General features: G+C 56.1%; 20 protein-coding genes. 13 read left to right on the top strand and 7 right to left on the bottom strand.

Annotated elements, in window-relative coordinates:
* Positions 1-32: 32 nt before the first annotated feature.
* On the top strand, positions 33-1415 hold the full coding sequence (locus tag KZZ06_RS11885) for a M17 family metallopeptidase (protein WP_219580258.1): 1383 nt from the start codon (positions 33-35) through the stop codon (positions 1413-1415).
* The gene (locus tag KZZ06_RS11880) at positions 1412-2209 is read left to right on the top strand and encodes an NlpC/P60 family protein (RefSeq protein WP_219580257.1); all 798 of its coding nucleotides are present in this window, start codon (positions 1412-1414) and stop codon (positions 2207-2209) included. The genes KZZ06_RS11885 and KZZ06_RS11880 overlap by 4 nt, the downstream gene beginning before the upstream one ends.
* A 30-nt stretch (positions 2210-2239) precedes the next feature.
* On the opposite strand, the gene KZZ06_RS11875 is transcribed toward KZZ06_RS11880, so the two are convergent.
* Positions 2240-2590, bottom strand: coding sequence for a DUF2794 domain-containing protein (locus tag KZZ06_RS11875; protein WP_219580256.1), 351 nt, complete (start codon positions 2588-2590; stop codon positions 2240-2242).
* Between the two features lie 117 nt (positions 2591-2707).
* Between KZZ06_RS11875 and paaI the strand changes: the two genes are divergently transcribed.
* From paaI to KZZ06_RS11835, 8 genes are all read left to right on the top strand, one after another.
* Positions 2708-3145 (top strand): hydroxyphenylacetyl-CoA thioesterase PaaI, encoded by a 438-nt coding sequence (gene paaI / locus KZZ06_RS11870; RefSeq protein WP_219580255.1) that lies wholly within the window; start codon positions 2708-2710, stop codon positions 3143-3145.
* Entirely contained in the window at positions 3142-4452 is a 1311-nt protein-coding gene (gene paaK, locus KZZ06_RS11865; protein WP_219580253.1) for a phenylacetate--CoA ligase PaaK, read from the top strand. Before paaI ends, paaK begins: the two co-directional genes overlap by 4 nt.
* 112 nt (positions 4453-4564) lie before the next feature.
* Positions 4565-5539 carry an iron exporter MbfA gene (gene mbfA, locus KZZ06_RS11860; RefSeq protein ID WP_219580252.1) on the top strand — a complete coding sequence of 325 codons (975 nt, stop codon included), beginning with the start codon at positions 4565-4567 and terminating at the stop codon, positions 5537-5539.
* A 48-nt stretch (positions 5540-5587) separates the two neighbouring features.
* Entirely contained in the window at positions 5588-6517 is a 930-nt protein-coding gene (locus KZZ06_RS11855; protein ID WP_219580250.1) for an AEC family transporter, read from the top strand.
* 103 nt (positions 6518-6620) lie between these two features.
* Positions 6621-7454: an S-formylglutathione hydrolase gene (fghA, locus tag KZZ06_RS11850; protein WP_219580248.1), complete on the top strand. Its 834-nt coding sequence runs from the start codon at positions 6621-6623 to the stop codon at positions 7452-7454.
* Positions 7455-7462: 8 nt separating this feature from the next.
* Positions 7463-7912: a YaiI/YqxD family protein gene (locus tag KZZ06_RS11845; RefSeq protein ID WP_219580247.1), complete on the top strand. Its 450-nt coding sequence runs from the start codon at positions 7463-7465 to the stop codon at positions 7910-7912.
* 74 nt (positions 7913-7986) lie between these two features.
* Positions 7987-8607, top strand: coding sequence for an HAD family phosphatase (locus KZZ06_RS11840; protein WP_219580245.1), 621 nt, complete (start codon positions 7987-7989; stop codon positions 8605-8607).
* The gene (locus tag KZZ06_RS11835; RefSeq protein WP_219580244.1) at positions 8604-9524 is read left to right on the top strand and encodes an ornithine cyclodeaminase family protein; all 921 of its coding nucleotides are present in this window, start codon (positions 8604-8606) and stop codon (positions 9522-9524) included. Before KZZ06_RS11840 ends, KZZ06_RS11835 begins: the two co-directional genes overlap by 4 nt.
* 37 nt (positions 9525-9561) lie before the next feature.
* On the opposite strand, the gene KZZ06_RS11830 is transcribed toward KZZ06_RS11835, so the two are convergent.
* Positions 9562-10803, bottom strand: coding sequence for an MFS transporter (locus KZZ06_RS11830; RefSeq protein ID WP_219580242.1), 1242 nt, complete (start codon positions 10801-10803; stop codon positions 9562-9564).
* 127 nt (positions 10804-10930) lie between these two features.
* On the opposite strand from KZZ06_RS11830, the gene zapE reads away from it, so the two are divergent.
* Positions 10931-11989 (top strand): cell division protein ZapE, encoded by a 1059-nt coding sequence (gene zapE, locus KZZ06_RS11825; protein ID WP_219580241.1) that lies wholly within the window; start codon positions 10931-10933, stop codon positions 11987-11989.
* Here the strand turns inward: zapE and KZZ06_RS11820 are convergent.
* The 5 genes from KZZ06_RS11820 to KZZ06_RS11800 all read right to left on the bottom strand — a co-directional run bounded on the left by KZZ06_RS11820 (position 11986) and on the right by KZZ06_RS11800 (position 19049).
* A complete protein-coding gene (locus tag KZZ06_RS11820; RefSeq protein WP_219580240.1) occupies positions 11986-12693 on the bottom strand; it encodes a hypothetical protein in 708 nt (235 codons plus the stop codon). The two genes, zapE and KZZ06_RS11820, sit on opposite strands and share 4 nt — an antisense overlap.
* Positions 12694-12787: 94 nt before the next feature.
* Positions 12788-14062: a folylpolyglutamate synthase/dihydrofolate synthase family protein gene (locus KZZ06_RS11815; RefSeq protein WP_219580239.1), complete on the bottom strand. Its 1275-nt coding sequence runs from the start codon at positions 14060-14062 to the stop codon at positions 12788-12790.
* Complete coding sequence (gene accD / locus KZZ06_RS11810; protein ID WP_219580458.1) at positions 14059-15003, bottom strand: acetyl-CoA carboxylase, carboxyltransferase subunit beta; 945 nt, start codon at positions 15001-15003, stop codon at positions 14059-14061. Before accD ends, KZZ06_RS11815 begins: the two co-directional genes overlap by 4 nt.
* A gap of 57 nt (positions 15004-15060) precedes the next feature.
* Positions 15061-15951 carry a CPBP family intramembrane glutamic endopeptidase gene (locus tag KZZ06_RS11805; RefSeq protein WP_219580238.1) on the bottom strand — a complete coding sequence of 297 codons (891 nt, stop codon included), beginning with the start codon at positions 15949-15951 and terminating at the stop codon, positions 15061-15063.
* On the bottom strand, positions 15951-19049 hold the full coding sequence (locus KZZ06_RS11800; protein WP_219580237.1) for an ABC transporter transmembrane domain-containing protein: 3099 nt from the start codon (positions 19047-19049) through the stop codon (positions 15951-15953). Before KZZ06_RS11800 ends, KZZ06_RS11805 begins: the two co-directional genes overlap by 1 nt.
* Before the next feature lie 151 nt (positions 19050-19200).
* Between KZZ06_RS11800 and ilvD the strand changes: the two genes are divergently transcribed.
* Both ilvD and KZZ06_RS11790 read left to right on the top strand, forming a co-directional pair.
* Positions 19201-20967 carry a dihydroxy-acid dehydratase gene (gene ilvD / locus KZZ06_RS11795; protein ID WP_219580236.1) on the top strand — a complete coding sequence of 589 codons (1767 nt, stop codon included), beginning with the start codon at positions 19201-19203 and terminating at the stop codon, positions 20965-20967.
* The gene (locus KZZ06_RS11790) at positions 20948-21550 is read left to right on the top strand and encodes a hypothetical protein (protein ID WP_219580235.1); all 603 of its coding nucleotides are present in this window, start codon (positions 20948-20950) and stop codon (positions 21548-21550) included. The genes ilvD and KZZ06_RS11790 overlap by 20 nt, the downstream gene beginning before the upstream one ends.
* The last annotated feature ends 31 nt before the right edge of the window (positions 21551-21581 follow it).

The following is a 21581-nucleotide window of genomic DNA, read 5'->3' as shown; positions in this document are numbered from 1 at the left end:
CGAAAGCTGCATGTCCAAAAAGGTAGTACTCAATGCTCGCAAAATTCGCCGACCCGAAATCTCATGCCATTCCGCTGCACCTCGTATCCGAGGACCAGCTTGATAATTGGCTGGGCGGCCAACCTGCATCGGTATCCAGCTGGATTGCGGCAAACAGTTTCACTGGTGCCTTGGGTCAAGCATTGGTTTTCCCAACGGCTGATGGTTCGGTTCAGATGGCAATCGCCGGATATGGCACCGAAACATCGCGAAAGCGGGGGCGTTTTCACCTCGCAGGGGCCGCCGCGAAGCTGCCTAAAGGCGCGTATCAGTTAGAAACGGATTTACCTCAAGAAACGCTGGCAAACGAAACTTTGGGCTGGCTGCTTTCGGCGTATCGCTTTGACCGCTATGCGAAGTCCGCCACCACGCAAGCCGAACTAATCGCCCCGGATGGGGTAAATGCCGACCTGCTGGTTGCGCTCGCCAGTGGGGAAATGCTGACCCGCGATCTGATCAATACCCCCGCCTCTGACATGGGGCCACCAGATCTGGAGAAAGCGGCGCGTGACCTTGCGAAGGCGCATGGCGCAGATATCAGCGTTGTCACTGGCGATGATCTGCTCACCCAGAACTTGCCGATGATCCACGCCGTTGGTCGCGCCGCCGACCGCGCGCCGCGGCTGATCGACATGCGTTGGGGGAAATCCGGCAAAAAACTGACCTTGGTGGGCAAGGGGGTGTGCTTTGACACCGGCGGGCTAAACCTGAAACCATCCGCCTCCATGGGATTGATGAAAAAGGACATGGGCGGTGCTGCGGCAGTGCTAGGTCTGGCCCATATGATCATGGCAACGGGCATGAATATTCAACTGCGCGTGCTGATCCCTGCGGTCGAAAACTCGGTCTCCTCCAATTCGTTCCGGCCCCAAGATATCTTAACATCGCGCAAGGGACTGACGGTCGAGATTAACAATACCGATGCCGAGGGACGCTTGGTTCTGGCAGATGCCCTTGCCCTCGCAGACGAGGAAAAGCCCGATCAAATCATTTCAATGGCTACCCTGACGGGCGCTGCGCGGGTCGCTGTCGGCCCCGATCTTGCACCCTATTTCAGTGACAGCCCGACATTCGTTTCAGCCTTGGAAAAAGCCGCAGAAACGCACGCGGATCCGGTTTGGCGGATGCCCTTTCACACCCCCTATGAAACCATGATTGAACCGGGTGTTGCCGATCTTGATAATGCGCCTTCCGGTGGTTTTGCCGGTTGTATCACTGCGGCTTTGTTCTTGCGGCGCTTTGTAACGGACAGCCCTTATGCGCATTTTGACATCTACGGCTGGCAGCCAACCGCTGCCCCGGCGCGCCCCAAAGGGGGAATGGGCCAAGCCAACCGCGCCTTATATGCAACCATTGAGACACTGTTCCAGAAATGACCGACTTTCGCCTGACGCCAGACCCTACCCTCGTTCGTCAAGACCACCCCGGCCAAATCGGGGCACCCCTAGCCGATCTATGCCGAAGCCCGGAAGGGGCACGGGACCGTCAGGCAATCTTTGGGGACCCTCTTACGATTTTGGCCAGGGTTGATGGTTGGTGTTATGTCCAACTTAGCAAAGACGGCTACTGCGGGTTTATCAACGAAACCTTCATCGGGGCGAAAACCCAACCCACCCATGCCGTGACCGCCCCTGCCACTCACGCGTATCTTGCGCCTGATTTCAAATCGCCGGATCAAACATCGCTGACGTTAGGCAGCCAGATCACCGTTCTGGAACACGATGATAGTTTTGCGCAGACGGCACTGGGGTACATCCCGATGCAACACCTCAGCGCGGCCAGCACTGTTGCGCCAGACCCCGGCAATGTCGCCGAACTGTTTTTGGGCACGCCGTATCTTTGGGGTGGGAACAGCCGCTGGGGTATTGATTGCTCTGGCCTTGTTCAGGCAGCCTCCCTTGCCTGTGGCATTCCCTGCCCCGGCGATAGCGATCAACAACTGGCGATGTTTGGCGATCACTTACCGCTGCATTCAGACTTCAAACGCAATGATCTGTTGTTCTGGAAGGGGCATGTCGCGCTCGTGCTTGAACCTGATCTACTGATCCACGCGAATGCCCATAAGATGGCCGTAACGCTAGAGCCGATCTCAGCAGCGATTGACCGTATCGCCAAAACCGACGGTGCGATGACAGGGCACAAACGTCTCACGTCTTCCAAATGGCCTTAAATCCATAGTCGCTGTCGACCAAGTGCACCGCTAACTGTCAATCGCACGGATCAGCTTGCGCTCTAACACGCGCAGCACCGCGCTTAATTCCTGCCCACGGCGCAGCACCTGCCCGTTAGGGCCAAGCACGGAATACATCCCTTGCTTCAGCCGCATCTTGGGCCGCTTTTCGATACGGTACAGCGGCATTTCTGCGGTCCTGCGAAACACCGAAAATATTGCAACATCCTGCAAACATGAAATGCCGTAGTCACGCCATTCACCCGCAGCAACCATGCGGCCATATAGTGACAATATCGGAGATAGCTCGGTCCGGTGAAACGCAACTTGCTCGGGCGTGCGTTCGTTTTTGGTGTTTGAGTGGTGTAAGTGCAACGTCATACTTTAACAGTTGCGTCGATCACGGCCCAAATCAAGCTTTATGTCAGATGAAATATCTTGAATGTGTTACAATATCTGTGCAACGAATGTAATTATGAAACATAAAGGCCGCCCAACATGACACCCCAAACCCGTGCCGAGAAATCTGCAGCTGCAATGTGGGCCACCGATAAGGCCAGCCAAAATCTGGGCATGCGGATCGATCATATTGCGCCCGGTACGGCGCATCTTTCGATGATGGTGACGGATAACATGTTGAACGGACACGGAATTTGCCATGGCGGCTATATCTTTACACTGGCCGACAGCGCCTTTGCATTTGCCTGCAACAGCTACAACCAGCTTGTCGTGGCCCAGCAGAATCAGATCACTTATCTTGCCCCCGGCAAGCCTGACGAGCGCCTGACGGCTACAGCGGCTGAACAGTCAAAGACCGGGCGATCCGGTGTATATGACGTGACTGTCACGGGGGAGGATGGCCGCATAATCGCGCTATTCCGTGGCTTGTCACGCACCATAAAAGGCCAGCATTTCGAGGAGGAAATGACCACATGAAAGACCTCACCCCCGCCCGTGAAAGCCTTGATCCTATTGAGATTACCAGCCGGGATGAGATAAGCGCGTTGCAGTTGGACCGTCTGAAATGGTCCTTGCGGCATGCCTATGACAACGTGCCGTTCTATCGCAAAAAATTTGATGATGCGGGGGTGCATCCCGACGATCTGCACGACCTCAGCGATCTGGCCAAATTCCCCTTTACGGTCAAAACCGACCTGCGCGACAACTACCCCTTTGGCATGTTTGCCGTCCCGCGCGAACAGCTTGCGCGCATCCATGCGTCCTCTGGCACCACGGGCCAGCCGACGGTCGTTGGATACACGAAAAACGACCTTGAAAACTGGGGCAGCGTCGTTGCCCGGTCCTTGCGCGCCGCTGGTTTGAAACCGGGCGACATGCTGCACAATGCCTATGGGTATGGGTTGTTCACAGGCGGTTTGGGCATTCATTTAGGGGCCGACAAGCTGGGTATCAGCACGGTTCCCATCTCGGGCGGGATGACCCCGCGCCAGGTCCGCCTGATCGAGGATTTCAAGCCCAATGGCATCACGGTCACCCCGTCCTATGCCCTGTCTATTTTGGACGAATACGCCCGCCAAGGCATCGACCCGCGCCAATCCTCGCTAGACGTGGGGATATTTGGGGCCGAACCGTGGACCAACGCCATGCGGGTCGAGATCGAACAAGCCTTTGATATGCATGCCGTTGATATATATGGACTATCCGAGATTATGGGGCCGGGTGTTTCCTGCGAATGCGTCGAGTCCAAAGATGGCCTGCACATCTGGGAAGACCATTTTTACCCTGAAATCATCAACCCCGAGACCGGTCAGCCCGTTGCAGACGGCGAAAAAGGCGAGCTGGTTTTTACGTCTCTGACGAAAGAGGCGTTTCCGATTATCCGCTACCGCACCCGCGATCTGACCCGCCTTTTGGCCGGCTCCGCCCGCAGCATGCGCCGGATGGAAAAGGTCACAGGGCGCAGCGACGACATGATTATTCTGCGCGGGGTCAACGTATTCCCCACACAGATCGAAGAAGCGTTGATGACCATCACCGATCTCGCCCCGCATTTCCAAATCGAACTGTCCAAACCCGACCGCATGGACCAGATGCGCGTGTTATGTGAGTGCGCCCACCTTGATATCAACGAAAACGCCCGCACTGCCGCCGCCGCGGCCTTGGCGGTGCAGATCAAGGAAACCGTGGGCATCAGCGTCAAAATTGACGTCAGCGATGTGGGCGGCATTCCCCGCTCCGAGGGTAAAGCAGTGCGGATTATCGACAAACGGCCAAAACCCTAACCCGCGACATCATAGAAACGATATGTCGCGATCCTTCGCCGAGATGGAAATGGAACTTGAAACAAGGAGCCATCAAGTTTAGAATTATTCTAAACGAAATTGCAGGTGCCACATGCTATTTTCACTTAATCGCAAGCGTTTCAAAGATTTGTCCGAGCAGGAAATCATCGCCCTCGCGATCTCTTCCGAGGAAGACGATGCGCGTATCTATCGCGGGTACGCGGAAAACCTCCGCGAAGAATTTCCCGACAGCGCTGCCATTTTCGAAGGCATGGCAGCCGAGGAAGACGGTCACCGGCAACGGTTGATCGACCTGCACACCAAACATTTTGGCCCGACAATTCCCCTGATCCGCCGCGAACATGTGTCGGGCTATTATGCCCGCACACCCGTCTGGCTGATCGAAAACCTTGGCCTTGACCGCATCCGCGCAGAAGCCGCCGCAATGGAAAAATCCGCCGAGAATTTCTACCTACAGGCTGCTGCCCGCACGACCGACGCTTCCACGCGCAAACTGTTGGGCGATCTGGCCGCCGCAGAAGCGGGCCACCAACGCACGGCCGATGACCTCGCCGCGACCCACCTGAACGAAGACATCATCAGCAAGGAAGACAGCGAGGCACACCGTCAATTCGTGCTGACTTGGGTGCAGCCGGGTTTGGCGGGCTTGATGGATGGCTCGGTCTCGACCCTCGCACCGATCTTTGCCACAGCATTCGCGACACAGGACACTTGGACGACATTTCTGGTGGGCCTCGCTGCCTCGTTGGGGGCAGGCATCTCAATGGGCTTCACCGAAGCGGCCTCGGACGATGGTCAGATTTCGGGTCGCGGCTCCCCGATTAAACGCGGCTTATCCGCTGGCATCATGACGGCACTTGGCGGCTTGGGCCATGCATTACCCTATTTGATCACCGATTTCTGGACAGCGACAATCATCGCCTTCGCCGTTGTATTTGTTGAACTTTGGGCCATTGCATGGATCCAAAACCGCTATATGAACACGCCGTTTTTCCGGGCGGCCTTTCAGGTGGTCTTAGGCGGTGCATTGGTCTTCGCGGTCGGCGTCGTGATTGGGTCAGGTTAACCGCAACACGCAGTTGCACCTGCCCCGGTTGCCCGCTACCAATTTCATATGTTGGCGATCCTCCTCAAAACACTGCCGTTTTTCGCGCTGATCGGTCTGGGCTACTGGGCCGGGCGCACACGTTTCTTCACAGCCGAGGCAACGGCCTACCTGACCAAATTCGTATTCTACTTTGCCCTCTCCGCGATGCTCTTTCATTTCTCAGCAAACCTGTCCCTGGCCGAGGTATGGGACAGCCGCCTTGTTGCGGCGTATTTATGGGGAACGGCATTTGTCTATGGCATCGCAACCATCGTCGGCTTCCTGCGCAATCTGGACATCGCCAGTACCGCGATGGAAGCCCAATGCGCCGTCATCGGTAACACCGGTTTTCTGGGCGTGCCCATGCTCACCCTTCTTTTGGGGCCACAGGCGATCGGCCCCGTCGTGCTGGCCCTCGCCGTCGACCTGATCGTCTTTTCCAGCCTGATTGTCATCCTTATTACGGGCAGCCGCGATGGCCAGATGAGCCTGCGCATTTTACGAACAATCAGCATCGGCCTTGTGAAAAACCCGATGATTGTCGCAATATCCTTGGGCTTCGTCTGGTCCGGCCTGCGCATCCCTATTCCAGCACCCATGAACGATTTCCTGGTCATCTTGGGTGGTGCCGCGACCCCCGGTGCGCTTTTCGCAATCGGTGCTTCGCTTGCCTCAAAATCGGCGGAAAAACTGCAGGTGGCCGGATGGCTGACCTTTTGCAAACTGGTGCTACACCCAACCTTTGTTGCCATGGCTGCTCTGTGGTTCTTTAAGGTCGACCCGTACAAAGCCGGCGTTATCATCGCGGCGGCCTCCCTACCCGTTGCGGGCAATGTCTATATGCTAGCCCAACACTATAACGTCGGCCCTGCCCGCGTATCCGCCGCCATCTTGGTATCGACCGTGCTCAGTATCGGGACAGTCAGCGCAGTCATCGCGTGGGTGACGACATTCTGATCTTCACCCTTTTTCAAATACTCATGGCACAACGCCGCCCCCTTGCCGCATCGGACAATGCAAGTTAGCCATAACCCAACAGCGCATTACAGGAGTAAGCCCAATGAAAACCATTTCAGAGAACGCCAGCTTCCACGGCAAACAAGGCGTCTATTCCCACGCCTCGACGTCCTGCAACTGCGACATGACCTTCGCGCTCTTTCTCCCCGAGGAAGCCGAGCATGGGCCTGTGCCGCTGCTTTGGTTCCTCTCGGGGCTGACCTGCACCCATGAAAACGCCATGACCAAGGCCGGCGCGCAGGCTTGGGCGGCCGAGCACGGCATCGCCGTCGTTTTCCCCGACACCTCCCCAAGGGGGGATAACGTGGCAGATGATGATGCCTACGATCTGGGTAAAGGGGCGGGGTTCTATGTAAACGCGACCCAAGAGCCATGGCAGCCGAACTTCCAAATGTGGAGCTATATCGCCGATGAGTTGCCCGTCCTTCTGGCTGAAAACTTCTCGCTGGATATGGATCGCCAAGCCATCTGCGGACACTCAATGGGCGGACACGGCGCGCTGACCTTGGCGATGAATATCGAAGGTCGCTTCAAATCCGTGTCGGCCTTTGCCCCAATTGCAAACCCTTCCGACAGCGACTGGGGCCGCAAACAGCTCACCGCGTATCTCGGATCAGACACGGCCACGTGGGCCAAACATGATGCAACACTTTTGATGGCCGAAAAGGGCTTTGACGGGCCGGTTTTGATCGACCAAGGTACGGATGACCAATTCCTTGACCTGCTCAAGCCCGAAGCTTTAGCCGCCGCGATTGCCAAGCGCCGTCAAAACGCGATCTTCCGGATGCAACCGGGCTATGATCACAGCTATTTCTTCATCTCGACCTTCATGGAAGACCATATCGCCTTCCATGCTGATGCGCTCTACGCGGATTGAACCCTACCATGACAGCCCTCTATATTGACGCAGACGCCTGCCCGGTAAAAGCCGAAGCCGAACGTGTGGCCACCCGTCACAAAATCCGGATGTTCATCGTTTCAAATGGCGGCTTGCGGCCCTCACAGAACCCGCTGGTTGAGAACGTCATCGTGCCAGACGGCCCCGACGTTGCTGATATCTGGATTGCGGATCGCTGCGGTGCCGGCGATGTGGTTGTCACGGGTGATATCCCCCTTGCCGCGCGCTGCGTCGAAGCGGGGGCGCGTGTGCTAAAACATAACGGTGAGGCACTGACGGCGGCGAATATCGGAAACGTCCTAGCAACCCGCGATCTGATGGCCGATCTGCGCGCCGCAGATCCCTTTCGCCAAGGCGGCGGTAAGGGCTTTACAAAAGCGGACCGCTCCCGTTTTCTGGAAGCATTGGAGCGGGAAATTCGAGCGGCTCAGCGGTAGCGCGGGCCGTTTTCTTCAAAAGAAAACGCACCGGAATTTTTGAAAATTCCGCCTTCAACCCAAAGGGAAAGCGCATGCAGCCAACCGCAGTCGTATTTGATATCGGAAATGTCTTGATCGAATGGCAACCCGAAAGGTTTTTCGATTCCGTCATTGGCGAAACCCGCCGCAAAGAGATGTTTGCCGCAGTTGACCTGCACGCGATGAATGACCGCGTCGACAGTGGTGAACATTTTACCGACACGATATATGCCACCGCCGATGCGACCCCGGCTTGGCGCGATGAAATTCGGCTTTGGCATGACCGCTGGATTGAAATGGCCGCACCGGTCATTCCCCATTCCCTTCGGCTTATGAAGGCGCTTCAAGCCAAGGGTGTTCCCGTATTTTCGCTGACCAATTTCGGCATCCAGTCTTATGATCTGGCGGCCATACACTATCCATTTCTACGCGAATTCGACCGCGACTTTATCTCGGGTCACATGCGCATGATCAAACCCGATCCGAACATCTATGCCATGCTGGAAAATCAAAGCGGTTTGGCCCCTGAAAACCTGATCTTTACCGACGACCGGCCAGATAACATCGCCGCTGCGGCGGCCCGTGGATGGCACACGCATCTGTTCACTGATCCTTCAGGCTGGGCCGCGCGTCTGGTATCCGAAGGGCTGCTCTCTCAAGAAGACGCAGCATGACACGGATCGACATCATCCCTTTCGCCGAAGGTGAGGCGACCCTCGACTGGATCGGCCTGACCGACGCGTTGGCGGCTGGCCACACACTGCCCAAGGCCGAAATCGCCGATACTTTTCTGTACCGCGGTGATGATACGCTTTTGAACCGTGCCGCCTGGATCGATGGTCTGGGCCTCGCCGTTAAATCCGCCACCATTTTTCCCGGTAACCCGGCAAATGGCGATCCAATGGTGAATGGCGGCGTTTCGCTTTATTCAGACAGCAACGGCACGCTAGAGGCGCTGGTCGATTTCCATCTTGTCACCAAGTGGAAAACGGCTGGTGACAGCCTGCTTGCCGCGCGTAGGCTGGCGCGCCCGGACAGCCGCAATATCCTGATCCTTGGCGCAGGCACCCAAGGGCGGGGCCTGCATTCAGCATACTCCGCCGCTTTTCCCGATGCGGAATTTACCGTCTGGAACCGTACAGCTGACAACGCCAAAGCGATGGCCGCCGAGATACCTAACCTAACGATTGCTCAGGACCTTGAGCAGGCAGTACGGCACGCTGACATCATCACCTCTGCCACGATGGCCACCAGCCCGTTTATCAAAGGGGAATGGCTACAACCCGGCCAACACCTAGATCTGATCGGTGCATATCGCCCCGACATGCGCGAAGCAGATGATGCCGCACTGACCCGCGCGCGCATCTTTGTCGATAGCCTGGACACGACAGTCGACCATATCGGCGAGTTGAAGATTCCCATCACCGACGGCGTCATTTCGCGCGATACAATCATCGCCGACTATTACAATCTGGATAAATTCACCCGAACTTCGGATGATGAAATCACCCTGTTCAAAAATGGCGGCGGGGCACATTTGGATCTGATGACCAGCCGCTATATCCTTGATCGCTGGCGCACCCGCCGGTGATTTGATTGCTCTGACCCTGATATGACGTGCCGCCAGCCTAGGCGGTCACCAACCCATCAAGCCGCTTTTCACGGATCGGCAGATGAACAATTGCGCTGAACGCACCCACGGCAACGCCGATCCACCAAACCGTCGTGTATCCACCATAGGCATCATACATCCGCCCCCCAAGCCATACGCCCATAAAACTGCCCAGTTGGTGGCTGAAAAACACGATGCCATACAGCGTCCCCATATAGCGCAGCCCATAAATATGAGCCACCAATCCACTGGTCAGCGGCACGGTCGCCAACCAAAGCGACCCCATCGCGATCGAGAACAGGATCACGGACAGCGGTGTTATCGGCAACAAGATAAAGGCGGCCGAAACCAGGGTACGCGCTGTATAAATGCCTGCCAACAGATATTTTTTAGAATACCGCTTGCCCGCCCAACCGGCCAGCAGCACCCCCACGATGTTCGCCAATCCAATCAAGGAAATAGCGATAGCCCCCAAGGCGGATGTCGTCGTGATTCCGATGCTGTGCAAAATGCCACCGACCATAATCGGGCCGCAAAGCTCGGTCACGAAAGCGGGAAAATGTGCTGTGATAAAGGCCAACTGATAGCCACACGAGAAAAATCCGACAAAAATCAACGTGAAAGACGGGTCTTTAAACGCCTTAACCAAAATCTGACCCAAGCTTTCCTCAAGCTCGGCTTTGCTGGCCAGCTCTGGTGCCCGCATAAGCGGCAGGGTCAGGATCATCGCCAAAATCGCGCCAGCAAACACCATGAACGTGGTTTGCCACGTCAAAAACCCAAGCATCCATTCAGCCACAGGGGCACCGAACACCTGCCCCGCACTGCCCGCCGCCGTTACAATCGCCAATGACATAGACCGGTTTTCGGCCGTTGATGCGCGCCCGACCACCGCGAGGATCACGCCAAAACCCGTGCCCGCGATACCAAAACCAACCAGCCAAGCATAAGTTTGATGTTCAATCGGGGATACAGAATTGGCCGAAAGCACCAAGCCGACGGCATAAACGACTGAACCAATGACGATGGCGCGGCGATCGCCGATCTTTTCCGCCAACGCGCCAAAGATGGGCTGCCCGAAGCCCCAAGCAAGGTTCTGGATCGCAATCGCCAGTGAAAACTCGCTCCGAAGCCAGCCGAACTCGGCCGCAATCGGAATCTGGAACACGCCGAACGACGCGCGGATGGCAAAGCTGACCATGATGATCAAGCACCCAACAATCAAAACCGGGGTGAATATCGATGGGTTCTTTTCCAAGTGCGTAATCCTTTTTGCGATCAACGGCACCCTACATTTGCGCGGGCGGGCGTCAATTCAAATTGGACGTCGGTCGTGATGCATCCACGTTCTTTTCAAACGCTTGGGCAGCATGTAAGCCTCTGTCATGACAGATTTGCGTACTCTTTACGATCAGCGTGTAGCCGACGGCACCCTGGCCCCCGATCCCGCCCAAGAAGCGGTGCTGCCCGAATTTGACCGCATAAGAAATGCCCTGCTTAACCCTGAAAAAAAGGGGTTCTTCAAACGCGCACCCGAGCCGCCTAAAGGCCTTTATCTTTGGGGTGGTGTTGGGCGCGGCAAATCAATGCTGATGGATATGTTTGCAAATAACATGGGCGGTATACCCGCCCGGCGCGTCCATTTTCATGCGTTTATGCAGGAAATACACAGCGCAATGCACGAAGCGCGCAAAACCGGCGTTGATGATGCAATTGCCCCCGTTGCCGCGGATGTTGCCGCCTCCGTCAAAGTTCTGGCATTTGATGAAATGCAGATCACCGACATCACCGACGCCATGATTGTCGGGCGGCTGTTTCAGGCGCTTTTTGCTGCAGGTGTTGTGGTTGTGACCACATCGAATCGTATACCTGACGATCTTTACAAAGACGGGCTGAACCGCCAACTTTTCCTACCCTTTATCGAGCTTATCAAGGAAAAGATGGTGGTTTGGGAGCTGACCAGCCCACGCGATTACCGGCAAGACAGGCTGGCGGGATCGCAATCTTATTTCACGCCGGTTAACGCAGAAAGCCGTGCCGCGATGGATGCTGTTTGGGATGATCTGACAGGGGGTGACGGCGAAGAGCTAACGCTGCGGGTCAAAGGCCGCGATGTGGTTATCCCCCAGTTTCGCAATGGCATCGCCCGTGCGGGATTTCATGCATTATGCGGCCAACCGCTGGGGGCAGCGGACTATCTAAGCCTTGCCGAAGCGTGCCGCGTTTTGCTGTTGGACAACATTCCGTCCTTGGGCCGCGCAAACTTTAACGAAGCAAAGCGTTTCGTCACCCTGATCGACGCGCTTTATGAGGCCAAAGTACGTCTGATCTGCTCTGCTGCCGCCAGTCCGGAGATGTTGTACCTAGAAGGCGAAGGCACTTTCGAGTTTGAACGGACAGCATCGCGCCTAAGGGAAATGCAGGCAGAGGGTTGGGGCGGCTAAAACCCCGGAATTTCAATCATTTGGCCGACCTGTGCTTCGGCTATTCGGTTAAACGTGTCATTTGCCCCAGCGATACGCATATGGTCCAGCGGATCGCCATAATAGGCCAGCGATAGCCCTGCCAGACTATCCGATAAACGAAGCGGATGCTGTTGAGAGGCCTGCAAAGCGGCAGTTGATAGTGGCTTATCTACTGCGTCATTGTGTTTTGCAGCGACCAGAACAGACCGAAGCAAGCTTGGTGTATCCAGCCGCCCGGATAGAGTTGCGAGCGGCGGCGGAACTTCAAAGTGGCCTTTGGATGCGGCACTGTTTAGCAGGGAATCTATATATGCATCGGATTTTCCAGCCGTGATGGCCCAGACCAAGTAGGATTCCAGCGCATAACCCGATCGGGTATCATCAAACGCCCGTGTAACCGTGCTGATTAAGCCAGCCACGTCCGTTTCCGATTTGGAATGCATCTTGTGCAAAACGACTGCGGGCTGCGAACCCATCCCAGAAATGCGTGCGGCATGTAGCGGTAGATCTGGATCAGACAGCGCCGTTTCAGTGATGGATTCCGGAAACGGGACTGCGGCCAGATGAAGAGAAGATAGATCACGATCCGACATCAAGACACCGCTGGCAACGATGAAGATCAAGCAGAGCAGGGCCGCAAAAATCAGCCGGCCCACATTATGCTTTTCTTGAAATTCCACCATCAGATCGGCCCCAAAGACAAAGAAAACTGTCTTTGAACCCTACGGCCTCAAGCGCAATAAACTGTAAACACTCTCAATTTTAGAGACGACAATTCTAACCGTTTTCGCGCAATACACCGCCAGCAAGATACAGTGATCCGCAGATCAAAACCCGCGCGGTAGGGTCATCGGCTAGAATATCAACAAGGGCCTGATACACCGAAGGGGCTTCCTCTGCCTGCATCCCCACCGCACGGGCCGCTTGCGCGGTTTCATGCGCGGGCAACGTGGCAGCTTCGCCCGGAATTGACACCGCGACCAGCTTTTCCGCCTGCATCGCAAGGGGGCGTAGATAGCCTGCAATGTCCTTGGTGTTCAGCATACCGCAGATCAAATAGGTCGCACGTTTGGGCATGGACCCCAACAGATCGGCAATTGCCTCTCCGGCTGCAGGGTTGTGCCCACCGTCCAACCAAAGTTCAGCGTTTTCAGCGGTTTCGACCAATGGCCCCGACTTGAGGTGCTGCATGCGTGCGGGCCATTGCGCGCGGGTGACTGCAACCTCGCAGTGGTCATCCGCGATGCCAAGCAGGCGCAAAGCGGCAAGGGCTGCCCCTGCATTGTTAATTTGATGCGCACCCAGCAAGTTTGGCCTTGGCAGATCCAGCAAACCTTTTTCGTCCTGATAGACCATGCGCCCGGCCTCCGGCCCGACATGCCACTGCTGGCCGTAAGCCAACAGTGGCGCGTGGTGGCGCGCCGCCTCGGCTTCGATCACATCCATCGCTTCGTCTTGCTGAGGACCGACGACACAAGGCACGCGGCGTTTTATAATGCCCGCTTTCTCACCCGCGATCTGACCCAAGGTATCGCCAAGATATTGCTGATGATCGATCGAAACCGGCGTGATCACCGTCAGGGCGGGGGTATCTACCACGTTGGTGGCATCCAAACGCCCGCCCAGCCCGACCTCGAGCAACGTATAATCCGCAGGGGTACGTGAAAACGCAAGCAAGGCCGCGCAGGTCGTGATTTCGAAATAGGTGATGTTACCACCGCCATTCGCAGCATAACATTCATCAAGCACGGCGGTCAGGTCGGCTTCGGTAATCAGATCGCCGGCGACCCTGATACGTTCATGAAACCGCGCCAGATGCGGCGACGTATAAGCATGCACACGATGACCTGCCGATTCCAGCCCGGCGCGGATCATCGCCTGAGTTGACCCCTTGCCATTCGTGCCCGCGATGTGAATCACGGGCGGCAGGTTATTTTGCGGATTGCCCAATGCATCCAACAGTCGCCACATCCGATCAAGGGTCAAGTCGATGATCTTTGGGTGCAGCGCCATCATCCGCGCCAGCACGTCATCAGATGTCTGTTGGATCATTTTTTGGGTGCTTCTGCCTTGCCTTCCGACGTCAACGCGTGGGGCAAATCGCCGCCCTCTGTGGGCGCAGGCAGGTCACCACGCACGGCGGGGGGCAGCCCCAGCAGCATACGCGTGATGGTGATCAGTTCCTCCCGCAGCTGAGGCCGCGGCGTCACGCGGTCCAGCATACCATGATCCAGCAGATATTCAGCGCGCTGGAACCCTTCTGGCAGTTTCTCACCGATGGTCTGTTCAATCACGCGCGCACCGGCAAAGCCGATCAATGCGTTGGGTTCAGCGATATGAACATCGCCCAGCATCGCATAGCTGGCCGTAACACCACCCGTCGTCGGATGGGTCAACACCACGATATAGGGCAAACCCGCCTCTTTCAGCATCTGCACGGCGATTGTCGTGCGCGGCATCTGCATCAGGCCCAGAATGCCCTCTTGCATGCGCGCGCCGCCAGCAGCCGAAAACAGGATCAGCGGGCGCTTAAGCTTAACCGCCTCTTGGGCGGCGGCAATGATCGCGTTGCCGACATACATACCCATGGAGCCGGCCATAAAGGAAAAATCCTGACCGGCGGCAACGATGGGCGTGCGGCCGATTTCACCTGTCACAACAAGCATGGCCTCGGCTTCGCCGGTCTGCTTTTGCGCGGCTTTCAAACGATCAGGATATTTCTTTTGATCGCGAAAATGCAGCGGGTCGGTGACGGGTGCCGGCACTTTGACCTCGGTGAAAATGCCGCCGTCAAAAAGCGCCTGAAACCGTTCACGCGGCGTGATCGCCATGTGATGGCCGCAGTTGGTGCAAACGTTCAAATTGTTCGACACCTCACGGTGAAACAACATGGTCCCGCATTCATCGCATTTCGTCCAAAGATTATCCGGCGTCTCGCGGCGCGAGAAAATCGAATTGATGCGTGGGCGAACGTAGTTATTGATCCAGTTCATGGTGAACCTCTGCTCCAGTTTCATTCCCGAGATATGCTGCTCTGGCGTAAATTGCAATCAACGGCGGATCGCCAACCTTGCCGCCAGCCAACTGATCAACATCAACACAAAATCAACCGGAAGCCACGCCCGTACTGCTTCGGCGTCCGCCATACTGAAAGGGGTCAGATACAGCGCAAGCCCAGACAGATCATCCGGCATGGATGTGATAAGAATGGCCGTCACGTTGTTGCAAAAGTGCACGGCAATCGCGGGGCCAAGGCTGCCCGAACGTGCAGTCAGGTCTGCCATCAACATCCCGAACACCCCCGCCCACAGTGCGACGATCAACGCATTTTCACCTGCGTCATTTGGCAAATAGTGACCAAGCGCAAAAAGAAAGGACGGCAGGACCATCCATACAAGCGGTGAATTGAAACGTGCCGCCAACTGTTGCTGGACATACCCGCGAAACACGATTTCTTCGGCGCTGGTCTGTAAAAACACCGCCGCAAGCGACAAAGGCAGCAGTAACAGCCATTTCCCCAGTTCCAGATTGGGAACGTAGGGTTCCCCCAAATCCCAAGGGGGCAATACAAAGACGACCGCGCCGACAATCACCAGCATGCGCACAACCGCAGAGAACTGCGAAACCGCAAGGCCAAGCGGCCCGATCAAACTGGCGAACGACCGACGATGAAGAACCCGCGCCACAATCGTGACGCCCAGCGTCATCAACCCAAAGCTGCCCAACAACAAAAACATCGCAGCCGGTGTTTTGCCTGTCAGCAGGTCATCAAAAAACGCGCTGTTTTGCGGGCCAACCATGTTGAAAACCAGCGTGAACAACATGTTATTTAGCAACAGATAGATGGCCGAGGCCGCTAAAAACCCAACCAGAACACGCCACAACGCGGCAGTCGGAACCGCTGCTGCAATGAAATTCCGGTGCGGGGCATAGGCGCGCATCAACTGCTTTCCCCTTTGGTGGGTTGCTGCTCTCTTTGCTCTCGGGGGATATCAATAGCCGCGGCACGCAACAGATCTGCCGCGCCCGACAAGTGCGAAGAAACCGTTCGAAGCAAGCTTAGCAAAATCACTTTGTCATTCTCAACAACCGACCGGAACTGTTCGCCGCCAATCCGCATGAATTTACTATCCTCAAGGGCAATAAAATCGAACTGGCGCGGCTCGTCCATAATGACGGCAAGATCGCCGATCAGGCGGCCTTCTTCAACCGTTGATACATGGTGCATTTCGCCGTTTTCATCCTTCCAGAACAGTTCGCTTGTGCCTGAAAGGCATAGATAAACCGCATCAGGCCGTTCACCCTGACTAAAGATCGTTTGCCCCTTTGCCACTGCGAACCATTGTGCGGCAAACGCCAAAAGCCGTTGATTTCGGGGGGTAAGGTTTTTGAACAGCTCATTATGCGAGACTATTTCCAGCTTGCGGCGCAAATCACCCGATATGCTATCGCCGTGATGCGGTGCCTCGCTTTTCGCCACACCATCAATGCGCCCGCCTTTGATCTCGATAAACATATCGAATTCCTCTGGCCGAGAGAACGTAGCATCAAGGTAAATCTGCGTGGTGTCCGGCAACAAAGTGCTAAGTCTGTCGCGCACGATGGACAGGCGTTCCCCGTCCTGCTCGGCAAGCGATTGATCCAGAACCATTATGTCTGGTCTCTTAATCGCGGCACGGCTGAACGCCGCCCTTTCCTGAAATTCGGTCGAGATATTTGACCCGGCAATTTGGGTCGGGATATTGAATGCGTTGACCGTCACATCCTGTTTCATACCATGTTCCTTGAACACATCCGACACGACATCCATCACCAGATCAGCCCGCAACCCTGCGACCTGTGATATCCGCCCATAGAGCGCATTTTCCAGAATGCTGAAACGCGGCAGATACGTTTCAGGCGCGATTGGCACAAACATATCTTTGGTTCTCTCGCGCATCTTCTGGCCCTGATGCTTGCGAATTTCCAAAATTTCACGCTTGAACGGTTCGGGGAAAGCCGGGCCGATCTGTTCAGCGGTAAAGGCGAACGGAACGGTCAATAACAGTGCGAATTCATCCTCGTTTAGCGCCTCATCCCCCTGATTACGCCGCCGCAACGCGATATCGACCAATTTTTCGTACAGCTCTTCATCGATGTCTAGCGCTGTAAACAACGGGTGATCCGTGCCGTCGTGCCCAAAGGTGTGGTGCAACGCCTCGACCACGGTTTGCGAGATTGCGATACCTTGTTCGGCAAGGCCCAGATCAAAAACCATCGCCAGAAAGCTGCGTTCCATTGCAAGCGCGGTCTGGGAAATACTGCGTATAGGGGCCGCGAACATCAGGTTGCCACCCAAGGGCAGCGACGGGTTGAATTCATCAGGGTCGAACCGGTAAATGGCCGTATCAAGCCCCTGTTTTTTAAGCCTTTCATAGATTTCATCTCGCAAGCCAACAATTTTCTCAGCAAGCTCGGGTCGGTCGTTCGGGTCCATATAATCCGTGACCATGCGTCTGAACATGATCTCTTTGGTCCCGATAGAGCTGACCAGTTGGTACCACCAGTGATTGATGTCCTCGCGCGAATTCAGTTCTGCCAGTCCGGGGTCCAGCCAATCTGCTTGGGTGCTATCCGGGCTGTTGCCCGCGCGGATAGCTTCGATCGCATCCCAGTTCTTTTTCTTGGGGTCCCACGGCACGGTTTTCGGGCTGGTACGCAAAGACATCAACAGGTTGTCGCCGATCGTCCCCTGGAACAGATAAGGGTGCGCATGGGCGTAACCGATACGCGCCGCCAGAACGGCCTGATGCAAATCGGCCAGATCATGCCCGGCCAGCGTTATCGATCCGCGCGTCGGGCTGATCTCTCGGGTTAGTAATTCGGCCAACGCCCTGCGTTCGGATTGGTTGGGCATCTGGATGGCAACGCGCGCGCCCATTGGAATGTCCAAGTTAATGTCGTCCAGCAGCAAATTCCCGTCCGGACTGCGCACCGACACATGGTTCAGAGTGATCGGCCCTTTTAGATGCGGAATTTCCTTGGGCTCGCCCTCGAACAGATGCGCGGGGATCATGTTGTTCGGGGCAAAGCGTTCGGTCACGGTCTCCCAGCGGATGGCCATATCCTGCGTCTGGTTGTAGTAGGTCAGCAGCTCTTTCCACGGGCTTGATAGGTCTTTGTACGCAGCAAGCGCAGCCACAAGCGCGCCCACCGTAATGCTGCCGGCGATGACCAGATAGCCGCCCACGGCGTAAAAGAAGAACGGCGTCAGCTGGGTAATGAAGTTATTGAGAAACTTCATGAAAAACTTTTTCTGGTAGATCTGGAAACGGATATTGAACAGCGATCCTAGACGGTCGGTAAATTTGGCCAACCTAAACCGCCAGCCCCCATTTGTTCGCAAATCGGTGATACCCGCCGCTGTTTCACCGATCTCGGATGACAGGGCGCGTACCTCTTTGATCCGCGCCTTGTTCAACTGGTTGATCTGCCGTTGCAGCATCGGAATCAGATAGGCCTGCAATGGGATCAGCGCCACACCAGCCAGACCGAACCAAAAAGATTGTATAAACAAAAACAACAAGATGATCAGCATTTGACCCGCTTGGAACACCGGTTGGGCAACCGCGTCACCCATCAACCCGCCCATCGGCTCGGCCTCTGATGTGACCATCGACACCAGCTCGCCTTGGCTTGTGTTGCTGTAATAGCTGCGCGGAAACCGCATCATCCGTGAAATCAGCTGATACCGGAACCGCCGCAAAAGCCGCTCGGACAAAACGCCCTTCATCGTGTTCAGCCGCATTTTCATCAGACCGTGCACCAAGACTGATGCCAGATAAGCAAAACACAAAGTCAGCAGGAACTGCACCTGAGTCAGTTCAACGCCAAAGACGTTGATCGCGTTCGATTCTGCACCGATGGCATCGTTGATAATGCGCTTGGGCAGCTCAAGTGTGATGTAAAGAAAGGGGAAGGTGACAAGTGTCAGGATCAAAAGAACGATCTGATCTCGGCTAGAATATTTCCATATAAAGGAAAAAATCGATCGCTCCATGCGGGTCCACTTTCGCTGGGCAGGCGTCACGCCTGGGGGTCCGAGAGAACCTAAGGCCACACGGCACTCTATTCAACCGACCGCTTGAGCCTTGCAGCGAAACGGCTGGATGGCTATTCCGGTGTAAATGTCCAATCAGGGAGGCGTGCTGATGTCCACCAACAACCGTTTTGATAAATCCAAATTGCCAAGCCGGCACGTAACCGAAGGACCAGAGCGCGCGCCGCACCGGTCATATTACTATGCTATGGGGATGACCGAAGAAGAAATTCACCAGCCGCTTGTTGGCGTTGCCACCTGCTGGAACGAGGCCGCGCCTTGTAACATCTCGCTGAACCGTCAGGCCCAAGCGGTCAAAATCGGCGTGCGCGCCCAACAAGGTACGCCACGCGAATTCACCACCATCACGGTAACCGACGGTATCGCGATGGGCCACGAAGGCATGCGGTCATCGCTTGCTTCGCGCGAGGCGATTGCCGACACGGTCGAACTGACCATGCGCGGCCACTGTTATGACGCGATTGTGGGTCTTGCCGGTTGTGACAAATCCCTGCCGGGCATGATGATGGCAATGATCCGTCTGAACGTTCCGTCTGTCTTTTTGTACGGTGGGTCGATCCTGCCGGGCAAAGCGCCCGAAGGTGCAGACGTGCCTGCAGATTTCGCAAGCCGCGATTTGACCGTCCAAGACATGTTCGAAGCGGTTGGTAATTTCCAGAACGGCACCATGTCACAGGCCGCACTTGAGATTCTTGAGCGTGTCGCCTGCCCGACCGCAGGTGCCTGTGGCGGTCAGTTCACCGCCAACACAATGGCCTGTGTGTCCGAGGCAATCGGCCTTGCGCTGATGAATTCGTCGGGCATGCCAGCCCCTTATGTTTCCCGCGATGCCTATGCCGAAGCGTCCGGCGAAGCGGTCATGAACCTGATCGAAAAGAATATTCGCGCCCGCGACATCTGCACCCGCCAAGCGTTCGAAAACGCGGCGCGTATCGTCGCGTGTACTGGCGGTTCGACCAATGCTGGCCTGCACCTGCCTGCGATGGCACACGAAGCTGGCATTGATTTCTTCCTTGATGACGTTTGCGAAATCTTCCGCGACACCCCTTACTTTGTCGACATGAAGCCGGGCGGCTCGCATGTTGCAAAAGACCTGTATGACGCGGGCGGTGTGCCCGTTGTGATGAAAGAACTGCGCAAAGCGGGTCTGATCCACACCGATTGTATCACAGCTTCGGGTCGCTCCATCGGCGAAGAGCTGGACATGATCGAACGCGAGGCAGACGGCAAAGTCATCCACGCTATTTCCGATCCCATCAGCAAGACCGGCGGCGTTGTCGGCCTCAAAGGCAACCTTGCCCCCGAAGGTGCCATCGTGAAAATCGCTGGTATGTCCGAGGAAGACATCGTCTTTACCGGCCCTGCGTTGATCTTTGAGTGCGAGCAAGACGCGTTCGAAGCCGTCCAAAACCGCGCCTACAAAGAGGGTGACGTGTTCGTTATCCGCAACGAAGGTCCGGCTGGCGGCCCCGGCATGCGTGAAATGCTGGCGACAACAGCGGCCCTGTCCGGTCAGGGCATGGGTAAAAAAGTCGCGTTGATCACCGACGGTCGCTTCTCGGGGGCCACACGCGGCTTTTGCGTGGGCCATGTCGGACCCGAAGCGGCATACGGAGGGCCTATCGCCCTGCTGCAAGAGGGCGATATGATCACCCTGAACGCCATCGAGGGGTCCATCAGCGTTGACGTAAGTGACGAGGAAATGGCCAAGCGCAAAGCCGCATGGCCGGGTGCACGTAAAACCAACTACCAAAGCGGTGCATTGTGGAAATACGCGCAGCTTGTTGGCCCAACCTATCTGGGTGCCGTGACGCATCCCGGTGCAAAGGCGGAAACCCATGACTACATGGACCTTTAAAGGTTCGGTAGCCGCGATTGGATTTATGACCCTGACAGCTTGCGAAGCTGATCAGGGTCAATTCAGCCTCGTTTCAAAAAACACATCCACTGCGCCCGTGACACGGGGTGTGATGGCCGGGGGCGCGGTTCTGGTCGCGCCATCCGGGTTTTGCATTGATCAGGCCAGCCTAACCTCCGACTTTCTGGTGATGATGGGCTGCGATCTTTTGGGGGCGCGTGCCGCTGCCGGGTCTGCGCCGCTTGGGCTGATTACCATCAGCTTGGCGGATACCGATACTGGAACGCTGCCCTCGGCAAAAGAGATCGCCGCTGCCAGCGGGCTAAAAAACATCACCACCGTTAAGGCGACCAAGGATATAGTCACCTTCCGCGCCGTCGGAAAAATACCGGTTGGGGGTCTTTCACCGACCCATTGGCGTGGTGCTGCGCGCATCAGCAACAAGATTGCAGGGATTGCGGTTTACGGACCCGAAAATGGCGTGATCACCACCAATGCCGGCCACGATATCTTGATCAAACTGGCAGAGAACAGCATCCAAGCAACACCGAAGACTGCGAAAGAAGCACCGCTCGGAAACTGACCACCCAACCCATGCGGCAATTCATTTGAAC

The sequence above is a fragment of the Sulfitobacter sp. CW3 genome, from assembly GCF_019392245.1.
Lineage (GTDB): Bacteria > Pseudomonadota > Alphaproteobacteria > Rhodobacterales > Rhodobacteraceae > Sulfitobacter.
Note: the sequence above shows the minus strand (reverse complement) of the source record. Positions and strands in the feature narration are given on the sequence as shown.

Bases quoted from the DNA above. Each gene is read 5' to 3' on its own strand.
- KZZ06_RS11820 (WP_219580240.1), bottom strand. From the start codon at position 12,693: ATGGTGGAATTTCAAGAAAAGCATAATGTGGGCCGGCTGATTTTTGCG.
- KZZ06_RS11875 (WP_219580256.1), bottom strand. From the start codon at position 2,590: ATGACGTTGCACTTACACCACTCAAACACCAAAAACGAACGCACGCCC.
- KZZ06_RS11880 (WP_219580257.1), top strand. From the start codon at position 1,412: ATGACCGACTTTCGCCTGACGCCAGACCCTACCCTCGTTCGTCAAGAC.
- KZZ06_RS11800 (WP_219580237.1), bottom strand. From the start codon at position 19,049: ATGGAGCGATCGATTTTTTCCTTTATATGGAAATATTCTAGCCGAGAT.
- KZZ06_RS11805 (WP_219580238.1), bottom strand. From the start codon at position 15,951: ATGCGCGCCTATGCCCCGCACCGGAATTTCATTGCAGCAGCGGTTCCG.
- KZZ06_RS11855 (WP_219580250.1), top strand. From the start codon at position 5,588: ATGTTGGCGATCCTCCTCAAAACACTGCCGTTTTTCGCGCTGATCGGT.
- paaK (WP_219580253.1), top strand. From the start codon at position 3,142: ATGAAAGACCTCACCCCCGCCCGTGAAAGCCTTGATCCTATTGAGATT.
- KZZ06_RS11815 (WP_219580239.1), bottom strand. From the start codon at position 14,062: ATGATCCAACAGACATCTGATGACGTGCTGGCGCGGATGATGGCGCTG.
- fghA (WP_219580248.1), top strand. From the start codon at position 6,621: ATGAAAACCATTTCAGAGAACGCCAGCTTCCACGGCAAACAAGGCGTC.
- mbfA (WP_219580252.1), top strand. From the start codon at position 4,565: ATGCTATTTTCACTTAATCGCAAGCGTTTCAAAGATTTGTCCGAGCAG.
- paaI (WP_219580255.1), top strand. From the start codon at position 2,708: ATGACACCCCAAACCCGTGCCGAGAAATCTGCAGCTGCAATGTGGGCC.
- KZZ06_RS11840 (WP_219580245.1), top strand. From the start codon at position 7,987: ATGCAGCCAACCGCAGTCGTATTTGATATCGGAAATGTCTTGATCGAA.
- KZZ06_RS11845 (WP_219580247.1), top strand. From the start codon at position 7,463: ATGACAGCCCTCTATATTGACGCAGACGCCTGCCCGGTAAAAGCCGAA.
- KZZ06_RS11790 (WP_219580235.1), top strand. From the start codon at position 20,948: ATGACTACATGGACCTTTAAAGGTTCGGTAGCCGCGATTGGATTTATG.
- ilvD (WP_219580236.1), top strand. From the start codon at position 19,201: ATGTCCACCAACAACCGTTTTGATAAATCCAAATTGCCAAGCCGGCAC.
- accD (WP_219580458.1), bottom strand. From the start codon at position 15,003: ATGAACTGGATCAATAACTACGTTCGCCCACGCATCAATTCGATTTTC.
- KZZ06_RS11835 (WP_219580244.1), top strand. From the start codon at position 8,604: ATGACACGGATCGACATCATCCCTTTCGCCGAAGGTGAGGCGACCCTC.
- KZZ06_RS11885 (WP_219580258.1), top strand. From the start codon at position 33: ATGCTCGCAAAATTCGCCGACCCGAAATCTCATGCCATTCCGCTGCAC.
- zapE (WP_219580241.1), top strand. From the start codon at position 10,931: ATGACAGATTTGCGTACTCTTTACGATCAGCGTGTAGCCGACGGCACC.